The following is a 12907-nucleotide window of genomic DNA, read 5'->3' on the forward strand; positions in this document are numbered from 1 at the left end:
ACTCAACCCTGCAACACCGACTTGACCTTCGACACCACGTTCTCGACCGTGAAGCCGAAATGCTTGAACAGCACGCCCGCCGGGGCCGACTCGCCGAAGCTGTCGATGCCGACCACGGCGCCTTCCAGGCCCACGTACTTGTACCAGAAGTCGGTCACGCCGGCCTCGATCGCCACGCGCGGGATGCCGCGGCCCAGCACGTCCGCCTTGTAGGCCGCGTCCTGGCGGTCGAACACGTCGGTCGACGGCATCGACACCACGCGCACCGCGACGCCCTGGCCGGCCAGCGTGTCGGCGGCCTTGATCGCCAGCTCGACTTCGGAACCGGTGGCGATCAGCACCGCGCGCGGCTCGTTGACGTCGCGCAGCACGTAGCCGCCCTTGGCGATGCAGGCCACGGTGGCGGCGTCGCGTTCCTGGAACGGCAGGTTCTGGCGCGAGAAGATCAGGGTCGACGGGCCGTCCTTGCGCTTGACCGCCGCGCCCCAGGCCACGGTCGACTCGGTGGTGTCGCACGGACGCCAGTTGTCCAGGTTCGGGATCAGGCGCAGCGAGGAGACGTGCTCGATCGACTGGTGGGTCGGGCCGTCTTCGCCCAGGCCGATCGAGTCGTGGGTGAACACGGACAGCGAGCGGATCTTCATCAGCGCGGCCATGCGCAGCGCGTTGCGGCTATAGTCCGAGAAGGTCAGGAAGGTGGCGCCGAACGGGATGTAGCCGCCGTGCAGGGCGATGCCGTTCATGATCGCGGCCATGCCGAATTCGCGCACGCCGTAGTTGATGTGGTTGCCCGGCACGCCCGAGCGCACGGCCACCGACTCTTTCCAGTTGGTGAGGTTCGAGCCGGTCAGGTCGGCCGAGCCGCCCAGGAATTCCGGCAGCGTCGGCGCCAGCGCCTGGATCGCGTTCTGGCTGGCCTTGCGGGTGGCGATGTTCTCTTTCTTGTCGATGGTGGCGGCGATGGCGGCGGCCAGCGCTTCGTCGAACTTGCCCGGCAAGTCGCCGCGCATGCGGCGCTCGAACTCGGCCGCCAGTTCCGGGAATTGCGCGCGATAGCCTGCGAACAGTTCATCCCACTCGGCCTGCGCCGCGGCGCCCCTGGCCTTCTGGTCCCAGGCTTCGTAGATCGGCGCCGGGATGTCGAACGGGATCGCATCCCAGATCAGGTGCTCGCGCACCGCCGCCACTTCCTTCTCGCCCAGCGCGGCGCCGTGCACCTTGTCGCCGCCCTGCAGGTTCGGGGAACCCTTGCCGATGATGGTCTTGCAGCAGATCAGGGTCGGGCGGTCGGCGCTCTTCGCCCGGGCGATGGCGGCGTCCACCGCTTCGACGCTGTGGCCGTCAACGTCCGGGATCACGTTCCAGCCGTAGGCGGCGAAGCGCTTCGGGGTGTCGTCGGTGAACCAGCCTTCGACCTTGCCGTCGATCGAGATGCCGTTGTCGTCGTACAGCCAGATCAGTTTATTCAGGCGCAGGGTGCCGGCCAGCGCGGCGGCTTCATGCGAGATGCCTTCCATCAGGCAGCCGTCGCCCAGGAAGGCGTAGGTGTGGTGGTCGACCACGTCGAAGCCGGGACGGTTGAATTCCTGGCCCAGCAGCCATTCGGCCAGCGCCATGCCGACCGAATTGGCGATGCCCTGGCCGAGCGGGCCGGTGGTGGTTTCCACGCCCGGGGTGATGCCCACTTCCGGGTGGCCCGGGGTCTTGCTGTGCATCTGGCGGAAGTTGCGCAGGTCGTCCATCGACAGGTCGTAGCCCGCCAGGTGCAGCAGCGCGTAGTGCAGCATCGAGCCGTGGCCGTTCGAGAGCAGGAAGCGGTCGCGGTTCATCCAGCCCGGATTGGCCGGATTGTGGCGATAGTGGCCGTCCCACAGCGCGACGGCGATCTCGGCCATGCCCATCGGCATGCCCGGGTGGCCGGAATTCGCCTTCTGGACGGCGTCCATCGCCAGCGCGCGGATCGCGTTGGCCATCAGGGTGGTGGTTTGCAGAGATTTCATGGATGTGTAAGTCTGAGGATGGGAAAGCTGTTGCAGGCAGCCGGCATCGATCGGGACGGCATCGTTCGGGCTCGCGTTAACCGGATATTCTACCAGAGCGTGTTGGAGCGGATTTAAAATGCCGGCTTCGCTCACCACCGGATTGCCGTTCATGCCACGTTTTTATTGTCCCCAGCCGCTCGCCACCGGCACCGTCGTCGATCTGCCGGAAAGCGTCGCCCACCACCTGCACGTCGTGCGCCAGCAACCCGGCGACGAACTGGTGCTGTTCAACGGCGACGGCGGGCAAGTGCGCGCACGCCTGCTGGAAAGCGGCAAGCGCCGCGCCAGCGCCGAAGTCCTGGCGCACGAGGCGCTGGAGGTCGAACTGCCCTTCCCCGTCACGCTGGCCCAGGGCTTGCCGGAAGGGAGCAAGATGGACTGGATCGTGGAAAAGGCGGTCGAACTCGGCGTAACCGGCATCCAGCCGCTGGCGGCGCGCCGCTCGGTGGTCAAGCTGGCCGGGGAACGCGCGGACAAGCGCGTGGCGCACTGGCAGGCGGTGGTGGTGGCGGCCTCCGAGCAGTGCGGGCGCAACCGCCTGGCCGCGGTGGCGCCGCCGCAGGAGTTCCAGCGCTGGATCGCCTCGGCGGGCGCCGATGGCGGTGCGGAAGGCGAAGGCACGCGCATCCTGCTCAGCCCGCGCGCCGATGCCTCGCTGGCGCAATGGGCACGCGCCACGCCGGCGCGCGCCGTGTGCCTGCTGGTCGGTCCGGAAGGCGGTTTCAGCGCCGGGGAAGAAGACGCCGCCATCGCCGCCGGCGCCCTGCCCTTGTCGATGGGCACGCGCGTGCTGCGCACCGAGACCGCGGGCCTGGCGGCGCTGGCGGTCCTGGCGGCGGCCTGGGGCGGGATCTGACGCCCGGCGGCGCGCAAAAAAAACCGCAGCCGGGGCTGCGGTGCGGGAGCGCTGCGGCGCCCGACGGCGCCGCCTGCGCGTTCAGAAGCGCTTGTTGTACTCCACCGTCAGCCTGAACGAACGCGGCTGCTGGTAGTTGGTGTACTGGCCGTACTGGGCATAGATCACGTTCTGGTCGCCCTCGTCGTACTGCGATTCCTGGGTGATCGGACGCTGTGAATTGAGCGCGTTGAACATGTCCAGCTTCACCGCCAGTCCCTTGAGCAGGTTCGGCGTGTAGCTCAGGTTCAGGTCCAGGCGCTTTTCCCATGGCAGGCGGCCGAGCGACCCGCGCGGCGACGGCTGGCCGCCGCAGAAGTAATACTCGTACTGGTAGCCCGGACCGCCGTAGATCGCGGCATACGGATTGCCCGGGTCGCCGTTGGCGTCGACTTCGTTGTTGGTGCCCAGGCACAGGCGCGGGCGGCCCGACTGGATCGTCGCGAAGCCGCCGAACGACCATTCTTCCGTGAACTGGTACACGCCCAGGGCCTTGAACTGGTGCTTGCGATCGTTCGGCAGCAAGCCCTCGCTACCGGGCGCGAATTCCGGAAAGTCCCAGGCCGCCGAGGTGCCGACCTCGGTCTGGCCCGTGTCGGAACGGGTCTGGCCTTCCATGTTGCCGCGCGAGCGCGACAGCGTGTAGTTGATGCGGCCGAACCAGCCGTTGCGCATCGGGTGCTCGAGGTAGACGTCCAGCGCCGCATAGGTGCGCTTGGCCTTCGGCTCGCCGATCTGGGCGGCGGTGAAGTGCGCATATTGTCCCTTGCCGGTGACGACCGGATTGCCGGCGGCGTCGTTGCCGTCCACCCACAGGGTCACGTCGCGGCCCGGGTTATAGATATAGCAGTTGACCGCGCCAGGCGCCAGGATCGGAATACCGTTCTTTTCGGCGAAGTCGAGGATCGGGCGGGTGTCGCAGCTGTCGTCGATGCCGGCACCCAGCTTGCGGTAGGTGACCTTGGCGCCGAAGTTCAGGTCCGGGCTCCAGGCCTTGTCGAAGCCGGCCGTGAATTCGTCCTGGTAGTTCGGTTTCAGGTCCTGCACCACCACCGCGCGCGGATCCTTGCGCTGGTTGTATTCGCCGTCCGGCGATTGCTGGCTGTTGATCGGCACCAGGCCGAGCGGCGCGCCGGTGGCCGGATCGACGCTGGTATAGGTGAAGTCCTGGTTCAGGTAGGTGGAACGCGAAGCCGCGCGTGCCGCCACCGAGGTCGGCAGCTGCAGGTAATAGCGGCCCAGGCTGCCGTACACCTTGAGGGTGTTGTCGCCGTTGGCATTCCAGATCGCCGACAGGCGCGGCGCCACCTGGTGCTTCATGTCGACGAATTTCTCGCCATCGCCGTTCGAGTTGCTGTACGCATCGTTGCGCACGCCGATGTTGAGCTGCAGGTTCCTGGTGGCTTGCCAGCGGTCTTCGAGGTACTGGGCGTTCTGGGTAGCCGAGGCATCGGTGATCGAACTGAAGATGTTGGAACGGACGTAGTAGCCGGCCAGGCCCGAGCCGCCGAAATTGGCGACGATGCCGGGGCGGCTGAACGACAGCGGCACCGCCTTGTTGGCGTTGCCCACGCCCACGGTGCGATAGCTCCAGGCGATGCCGCCGCTGGTGGCGACGCCGGCGCCGCTGACGTCGATCTTGACCGAGTCGATACCGGCGCGCAGGGTATGGTCGCCCAGCTTGTATTCGACGTCGAAGCGGCCCGCCTTGGTGCGGTCCTCGCCCGCCGTCGCGCGGTTGCCCGGGAAAATGTTATGGGTGCGGAACAGGTTGGGGTCGAACGCCGGCCAGCGGCCGTTGCCGACCACGGAGACCGTCGGCGGCACCGATGTGCCGGTGTTCTGGCCGGCGGCCTCGTAGGTGGTGCCACGCTCGGTCTTGAGCACGCCGTACAGTGCCGTGATCACCAGGTCGTCCGTGATCTGGCCGTTGTAGCGCAGCGTGTTCAGCTTGGAGCCGGGGGTTTGCGGGTAATAGGCATCGGTCGGTCCGAGGTTGCGCGCCACTGCCGACGAATACAGGGTGTCGTTCGGGTGGCCGTTCAGGCTGACCAGGTTGTTGGCGCCCACGGCCGGGTTGTCCAGCACGTAGCCGTACTTGCGGTAGCGGCCGCGGAAGTCGTCGCCCGCGCTGGTGAACTCGAGGCGGTGGTTGTCGGTGATATTCCAGTCGAGCTTGCCGAGCCAGCGGTTTTCCCAGGTGCGGTTGGCGTTCCAGCCGCTCTCCGCGATCGTGGCCGGGCTGGCCGAACTGGCGGACGCCAGGTAGCTTTCGCTGCCGATGGTCTGGTCGGCGGCGACGAACATGAACAGCTTGTCCTTGATGATCGGACCGCCGACGTAGCCGCCGTACTGGTGCTGGGTGAGCGAGCGGTCGCTGCGCAGCAGGTCGACCTGCCCTTCCTTGCCGGCGTTGTTCGCGTCGCCGGTGTTCGGATACAGGATGTCGCGGCGCTTGGCGCGCCAGGCGTTCGGCTCCAGCAGATAGGTGGCGCCGGCTTCCCAGGTATTGGTGCCGCTCTTGGACGTCACGTTCAGCACGCCGCCGATCGAACGGCCGAACTCGGCGCCGAAGCCGCCGGTCAGCACGTTGGCCTGCTGGATTGCGCCGAACGGCAATTCCATCGAACCGAGCTGGCTGAGCGGGTTGGTGATCGGGAAGCCGTTCAGGTAGAACGAGTTTTCCGAGACGCCGCCGCCGCCGAAGGAGGCGGTGTTGCCGAAGGCCGGGTCGCCCTTGGTGGTGTTCGGCGCCAGCAGCACGATCGAGGTCAGGTTCTGCTGGACCGGCAGCTTGGCCAGTTCCTTGGCGGTGAACACCGCGCCGCTGGCGGCCGTGGTGAGATCGATGCGGGTACGGCGGCCGGTCACCTGGACCGATTGCACGTTGAGAAACGATGAATCGACGCCCTGGCCCAGCAGCACGTCGACTTCGTTGGAGCGCACCACGTTGCCGTTCTGGACCAGCTCGACCCGGTAGTGGCCGGGCGGCAGCGAGGTGACCTGGAAGCGGCCGGCGCCATCGACATTGCCGGTACGGCGCAAGCCGGTTTCGGTATTCACCAGCACGATGCCGGCGCCCGGCGTGCCTTCCACGCGGCCGGTGACGGTGCCGGTGGCGTTCGACTGCGCCAGCGCCGGCGCCACCACCACGGCCGACAGCGCCATGGCGCCGAACGACAGGGAAAGTGCGTGAACGAGGACGGTTTTCTTGAGCATGTGATTTCCTGTTTTGGTAGCGGGCCGGTTGATGGTCCGGCCGGTCTGCTGCGGTTGATCACGGATGCGCATTGCGCGCGTTTTTTCTCTCTCTACCTCCAACCCACATGCATCGCTTGTGTGTTGAAAATATGTACAAGATAGAAACATAACTATTAATCCCGTGTCAATTTCCACAGAGAACTTTAAATGCATATCGAATGACGATTTTCTTGCACCAGAACAGTCTTCAAACATGCCGCATTTTTGCGTTGCAATAGAAAAAACCCCGTATTTACAAGGATTTGACGAATATTTTTTAATAAATGGGAAAATTTCGGCAAAACCTGGAAGTGGACGGATGGATTATGGGTTAATCGTATTACTCCTGATTTTCACGATGGTCCCGCCATGCACCAGAAAATGGCGGTTTCACGATTCGGCCATGCGATCTGGGCATTCCACAGGCATGCAAAAGAATGCGAATCTCGATCGGTTTTTTGCATGCCGTTGGAGGGAAACAACATATATCGGGCATGTCGTGGCCACCAATGAACAACGCCCCGGCGTGGATCACTCCACGCCGGGGCGTTCATCTGCATGGCACGACGGCGTCATGCCGTCATGCCATCCATCAGGCCGGTTAGAACATGTAGCTCAGGCCCAGGCTGTAGAAACGGCCGACCGCGCCCGCCTGGTGCAGCGAAGCGTTGTACGAGGTCTGCGCCGAGGCGTTACCGTAGGTGCCGACGTCGAACGGCGGCTGCTTGTCGAACAGGTTCAGGATCGAACCCTTCAGCGTCAGGTTCTGGCTCAGCTTGTACTGCACGTTCAGGTTGGTCGAGGTAAACGACGCCACGTGGCAGTAGTAGTCCGGCTGGGTCAGGCCCTGGAAGTAGGTGCGGCCACCGACGTCCAGTGCGGACGAGGCGCAGCTGTCGCCGCCGACGGACGGGTCCAGGGTCGAGAAGCGGCTGGTGTAGTTCACCGTCGCGTTCACGTCCAGCGGACCTTGCGCATAGCCCAGGCTGAACTGCGCGCGGTTCTTCGGCGAACCGGTCGCACCCGAGACGATCGACGGACCCTGGGTACCGGCCAGCTGGTACACCACGCCCGCCACGTTCTGCTCGTAGCTGAAGGTATGCGCCGCGCTCAGGCCGGCGCGCACCACGCCCATGTCGCTCGGCAGGCGCCAGCGGTAGTTGACGTCCGCCTCGATGCCGCTGGTCTTGGTCGAACCGGCATTGATGTACGGCGACTGGGCGTACGAGATCAGGCCCACCGACGGGTTGCCGACCACGGTGTTCTGGCCGACGCCGGTGGCGATGTCGGTCGGGCTGACCGGATTACGCACGAAGGTCGGGACGTAGTTCGGGTCGTTGCCGGCCGCGGTCACGATCTGGTTGTTGACCTGGATGCGGTAGTAGTCCAGGGTGGCGTTCAGGCCGCGAACCGGCTCGACCACGAAGCCCAGGGTGTACGACTTCGACTTCTCCGGCGACAGGTTCTGGCTGGTGGTCTGGACATAGGCCGGATTGATGCCGCAGGCGCCGTTGACCGGGGTGCCGGCGGCGTACTGGTTGCCGGTCGGGCACAGGATCGGGTCGTTGATCGCGTTGTACTGGAAGAACGAACCGGCGTTGCCGGTCTCGGCCGGGTTCGGCGCGCGGAAGCCGCGCGCGAAGGTGCCGCGCAGCGCGAACTGCTGCACCGGGGTCCACTTGAAGCTGGCGGCCGGGGTGAACGAATTACCGTAGGTATCGTAGTGGTCGTAGCGGCTCGACAGATGCAGTTCGACGTTCTTGATCGGGGTGGCCTGCAGTTCGGCGAAGGCGGCGGTGTTGGTTTCCGAACCGATCACGAAGGCCGAGGTATTGCCGACCTGGCCGTTCGCGGTCAGCGACGAGGCCGGTGCATCCCAGGTACGCTTGTGCCAGTGCACGCCGGCCGCCAGGGCCAGCGGGCCGGCGCCCAGTTGCATCAGTTCGCGCGAACCGACGGCGTCGAAGTAGTTCAGCCTCGATTCCAGCGAGTTCGAGAAGCGCGGCGACACCTGGGCGATCAGGGCCGGCGAGTTATTGCCCAGCACGTTCCACTGGCCGCTGTTGATCAGGCGGTACAGTGCGGCACGGTCCACGTAACCGCTGTAGTCGATGTCGACCTTGACCTTGGTCAGGCCGCCAGCCACGTTGACGTCCCAGCCGTAGGCGCTGCCGGTCAGGTCGAGTGCCAGGCGGGTCGAGGTCGAGGTGTTGTCCTGCTGCGAGGCGCCGTCCAGGCCCGGGATGTAGCCGTACAGGCGGGCGTTGTTGGCGAACGTGTTGGTCAGGTTGGCGCCGACCGCTGCGCCCGGGGCGAACAGGGTGCTGGGCACGCGGCCGACGTTGGTGACCAGCACGCCGTTGTTGAGCGTGGTGGCGCCGGCATAGGTGGTCGGCGAGTAGGTCGGCGGAACGCCGCGGTTGTTCACGCTGTCACGCTTGAACATCGAACCCTTGAACGCCAGTTCCCAGTTGTTGCTCAGCTTCTTGGTCATGCCGAGCAGGACATTCAGGTTTTCGCTTTCCGGCTGGATGAAGCCGGTGGTATCGCGCACCGCGCAGCCGCCGGCGCGGTACAGGGTGTAGTTGCAGCTCGGATCCAGGAACTGGAAGTTGGCCGCGTTGTTGGCGCCGCCGGTGCCCGACGGGTTGTACAGGAACGGCGAGCTGGCCGCGACCAGGTTGCCGTTCAGCGAAGTCGGCACGCCCAGGGTCAGGTTGTTGCCGCCGCGCGAACGCCAATCGCGGTTGTCCCAGGCGAACTGGTCGCGGTCGGCGACCTTGATCGCGCCCTGGTGGCGCCATTCGGCGGTGACGAAGGCGTTGTAGCCGTCCTTGTCGAGGTCGCCGATACCGGTGCTCAGCGATGCGCGGTGGGTCGCGCCGCCGCCGTGCTGGGTATCGCCGCCTTCGGCAGTGAGGCGGGTGCCGGTGAAGTTCTTCTTCAGCTTGATGTTGACCACGCCCGCGACCGCGTCCGAACCGTACAGCGACGAGGCGCCGCTCTTCAGGATTTCGATGCTGTCGATGGCGTCGAACGGGATGTTCGAGACGTCGACGAAGGAACGCTGCGAGTCGTCGCCGATCGCGTACGGCGACATGCGGTGGCCGTCGATCAGCACCAGGGTCGAGCCGACGGTCAGGCCGCGCAGCGACACGCCGGAGGCGCCGTTGGCGAATGCGCCCGAGAAGCCGGTGCCCAGCGTACCGGCGCCGTTGGCGGCCAGGTCGTTGAGCAGTTCGGCGACGGAAGTCTTACCACTGCGCTGGATGTCTTGCGCGGTCAGCACCTGCACCGGAGTCGGCGTCTCGGTGTCGGCACGGCTGATCAGCGAGCCGGTCACGACCACGCGCTGTGGAACCGCGCCGCCGGCGGCTTCGGTGGTTTGTGCCAGTGCGGGCAGGGATGCCACCAGGGCACCGCTCGCGATTGCGCACGAAATCGCAAATGGCAACGACTTCAATTTGAACGTCATGGATACTTCTCCTTCTCGGATTCTCTCAAAGTGGTTTCTTCGATCGCATTCGCCACCGGCACGTGCTGATCCGCCGGATAGGCTGTGCCACGGCGGAAAATGCACGGCCGGTCAGCCTGATTGCTACGCTTCCTGCATTTATTGGTACTTTGTTTTCATGCCCGCGATTAGACGAACATCCTCAATCGACATTAGATCTACATCAAACGTAACTGATCTAATGATAAAACCACGCCAAAAGCAAAAGTGTCAATGAAACACGGTTTGTTAAAGGCGCAGAAACAACAGAATCACAAACATTGATTTGCGATGATTATGTTTGGTGCGACGCAACAACGATAATGGTGCAAATTGTTTTCACGATGCCCATTTTTGGTGAAAACCCCGATAAATACGCATCCTGCATAAAAACATGTATTTACTGCAAGAATGTGCAGTGCACCATCGCGAAATTCATGGGAACGTGGATGACGTTCTTATGCAGCAATAAACGATTTTAGATCGAAATTTTTTGTTCTTGAAAAAACGACCAGCCGTTGTAATTTCACCACGCCAACGGATGCCCGCAAGATCGTCGGCCGCCCTCCCCCGGCGCTTGCTGATGGCTTATACTTGCCGTTTGCCTCCGGCCCGGCGCCGGTCTCGATTGTCACCATGCTGCGAATTAACGAACTCAAACTCCCCCTGGATCACCCCGAACACGCCCTGCGCGACGCCATCGTCGGCCGGCTGGGTATCGATGGCGCCGACCTGATCGACTTCACCGTCTTCAAGCGCAGCTACGACGCGCGCAAGCGCAGCGCCATCGTGCTGATCTACGCGCTCGACGTCGAGGTGCGCGGCGAAGCGGCCGTGCTGGCGCGCCTGGCGCGCGACCAGTACGTCGTGCCCGCGCCCGACACCGGCTACAAGTTCGTCGAGGCCGGCCCCGGCGCCTTCGACGCGGCGCGTCCGGTGGTGGTCGGCATGGGACCCTGCGGCCTGTTCGTGGCGCTGATCCTGGCGCAGATGGGCCTGAAGCCGATCGTGCTGGAACGCGGCAAGGAAGTGCGCGAGCGCACCGTCGACACCTTCGGCTTCTGGAGGAAGCGCAAGCTCGACACCGAGTCGAACGTGCAGTTCGGCGAAGGCGGCGCCGGCACCTTTTCTGATGGAAAGCTGTACAGCCAGATCAAGGACCCGAAGCATTACGGCCGCAAGGTGCTGTCCGAATTCGTGAAATCGGGCGCGCCGGAAGAGATCCTGTACGTCAGCAAGCCGCACATCGGCACCTTCCGCCTGGTCAAGATGGTCGAGCAGATGCGCGCCGAGATCCTGGCGCTGGGCGGCGAGATCCGCTTCAAGACGCGCGTCGACGACGTGCTGGTCGAGGGCGAAGGCACGTCGAATCGCCAGGTCGTCGGCGTCAAGCTGGCCTCGGGCGAGGTGCTGGCCACGCGCCACCTGGTGATGGCGATCGGCCACAGCGCGCGCGACACCTTCCAGGTGCTGTACGACCGCGGCGTATACGTCGAGGCCAAGCCGTTCTCGATCGGCTTTCGCGTCGAGCACCCGCAATCGCTGATCGATACCTGCCGCTTCGGCCCCAACGCCGGCAACAAGATCCTCGGCGCGGCCGACTACAAGATCGTGCACCATGCCTCCAACGGCCGCAGCGTGTACAGCTTCTGCATGTGCCCGGGCGGCACCGTGGTGGCGGCATCGTCCGAGGAAGGCCGCGTGGTCACCAACGGCATGAGCCAGTATTCGCGCAACGAGCGCAACGCCAACAGCGCGATCGTGGTCGGCATCACGCCCAGCGACTATCCGGGCCACCCGCTGGCCGGCGTGGCCTTCCAGCGCGAGCTGGAGTCGCGTGCCTTTATCCTCGGCGGCGGCAACTACGACGCCCCGGGCCAGCTGATGGGCGACTTCGTCAAGGGCCGCCCGTCGACGGCGTTCGGCTCGGTGACGCCGTCGTTCAAGCCGGCGGTGCACCTGACCGACCTGGCGCCCGCCCTGCCCGACTACGCCACGCTGGCGCTGCGCGAAGCCTTCGTCGCCTTCGACAAGCAGATCCGCGGCTACTACAAGGAAGACGCGGTGCTGACCGGGGTCGAGACGCGCACCTCGTCACCGATCCGCATCAAGCGCCACGACGACAGCCTGCAGAGCCTGAACACGCGCGGCCTGTACCCGGCCGGCGAAGGCGCGGGCTATGCCGGCGGCATCATGTCGGCCGCGGTGGACGGCATCCGCGTGGCGGAAGCGGTGGCGCTGTCGATGGCGGACAGCGCCATCCCGCTGCATGCCGCCTGATACGGACGGCGCCACCCTCGCCCGCGAACGCGCCGCGCACGACGGCCCGGCGGCGGCGCCGCTGCTGGCGCTGCTGGGGTCGATGGTCTCGACCTACGTCGGGGCCGCCATCGCCAAGCACCTGTTCCCGCAGGTCGGCAGCCAGGGCGTGACGGCGCTGCGCGTCGGGCTGGCGGCGTGCCTGCTGCTGGCCTGGTTCCGGCCATGGCGCCGCCCGCTGGCGCGCGCGCACGTGCCCGACCTGCTGGTGTACGGCGCGATGCTGGGCTGCATGAACCTGCTGATCTACGGCGCCTTTGCGCGCATCCCGATCGGCATCGCGGTCGCCATCGAAGTCACCGGGCCGCTGCTGGTGGTGCTGGCCGGCTCGCGCCGCATCGGCGACTTCGCCTGGCTGGCGTGCGCCGTGCTCGGCTTGTGGCTGCTGCTGCCCGTGCATGCGCATGCGGCGGCCCTCGATCCGCTCGGCGTGCTGCTGGCCGGCGGCGCCGCGCTGTGCTGGGCCATGTACATCGTGTTCGGCAAGCGCGTCTCGGCCCTGCAGGGCGGCCAGGCGGTGGCCTGGGGCATGCTGGCGGCGGTGCTGTTCACGGTGCCGGTGGGCGTATTCCATGCCGGCGCGGCCCTGCTGGCGCCCGGCGTGCTGGCGGCCGGGCTGGGCGTGGCGCTGCTGTCGAGCGCCCTGCCGTATTCGCTGGAGATGACGGCACTCAAGCGCCTGCCGCGGCGCGTGTTCGGCCTGGTGGTCAGCGCCTCGCCGGCGGTGAGCGCGCTGGCCGGCTGGCTGGTGCTGGGCGAGCGCTTGGCGCCGCTGCAATGGCTGGCGATCGTGCTGGTGATGCTGGCCTCGGCCGGCAGCGCGTTGACCGCGGCCACCGTCGAAAAGTAAGTATTTACCGATGGGCTGGCTGGACCTACGTAGGATCATCCTATTATTTACACTTTTTTACTCATTTT

At 65.5% G+C, this 12907-nt stretch carries 6 protein-coding genes; 3 read left to right on the top strand and 3 right to left on the bottom strand.

All coding sequences use genetic code 11. The features are described from left to right. Nucleotides 1–2: 2 nt before the first annotated feature. Nucleotides 3–2036, bottom strand: coding sequence for a transketolase (gene tkt, locus HH212_RS02695; RefSeq protein WP_370663927.1), 2034 nt, complete (start codon nt 2034–2036; stop codon nt 3–5). A 115-nt stretch (nt 2037–2151) separates the two neighbouring features. Here tkt and HH212_RS02700 point away from each other — a divergent pair, with 115 nt between their 5' ends. Next, nucleotides 2152–2898 carry a 16S rRNA (uracil(1498)-N(3))-methyltransferase gene (locus HH212_RS02700; protein WP_169433974.1) on the top strand — a complete coding sequence of 249 codons (747 nt, stop codon included), beginning with the start codon at nt 2152–2154 and terminating at the stop codon, nt 2896–2898. Between the two features lie 81 nt (nt 2899–2979). On the opposite strand, the gene HH212_RS02705 is transcribed toward HH212_RS02700, so the two are convergent. Then, the gene (locus HH212_RS02705; RefSeq protein WP_169433975.1) at nt 2980–6156 is read right to left on the bottom strand and encodes a TonB-dependent receptor; all 3177 of its coding nucleotides are present in this window, start codon (nt 6154–6156) and stop codon (nt 2980–2982) included. A gap of 622 nt (nt 6157–6778) precedes the next feature. After that, nucleotides 6779–9589, bottom strand: a complete 2811-nt coding sequence (locus HH212_RS02710; protein WP_229217537.1) for a TonB-dependent receptor domain-containing protein — start codon at nt 9587–9589, stop codon at nt 6779–6781. 717 nt (nt 9590–10306) lie between these two features. On the opposite strand from HH212_RS02710, the gene HH212_RS02715 reads away from it, so the two are divergent. Further along, on the top strand, nt 10307–11950 hold the full coding sequence (locus HH212_RS02715) for an NAD(P)/FAD-dependent oxidoreductase (RefSeq protein WP_169433977.1): 1644 nt from the start codon (nt 10307–10309) through the stop codon (nt 11948–11950). Beyond that, entirely contained in the window at nt 11940–12839 is a 900-nt protein-coding gene (locus HH212_RS02720) for an EamA family transporter (RefSeq protein WP_169433978.1), read from the top strand. Before HH212_RS02715 ends, HH212_RS02720 begins: the two co-directional genes overlap by 11 nt. Nucleotides 12840–12907: the final 68 nt, after the last annotated feature.

This window comes from Massilia forsythiae (genome assembly GCF_012849555.1).
Lineage (GTDB): Bacteria > Pseudomonadota > Gammaproteobacteria > Burkholderiales > Burkholderiaceae_D > Telluria > Telluria forsythiae.

What these genes read in the sequence shown, in the direction of transcription:
- HH212_RS02720 (WP_169433978.1), top strand. Translation starts at nt 11,940, where the DNA reads ATGCCGCCTGATACGGACGGCGCCACCCTCGCCCGCGAACGCGCCGCG.
- HH212_RS02700 (WP_169433974.1), top strand. Translation starts at nt 2,152, where the DNA reads ATGCCACGTTTTTATTGTCCCCAGCCGCTCGCCACCGGCACCGTCGTC.
- HH212_RS02705 (WP_169433975.1), bottom strand. Translation starts at nt 6,156, where the DNA reads ATGCTCAAGAAAACCGTCCTCGTTCACGCACTTTCCCTGTCGTTCGGC.
- HH212_RS02715 (WP_169433977.1), top strand. Translation starts at nt 10,307, where the DNA reads ATGCTGCGAATTAACGAACTCAAACTCCCCCTGGATCACCCCGAACAC.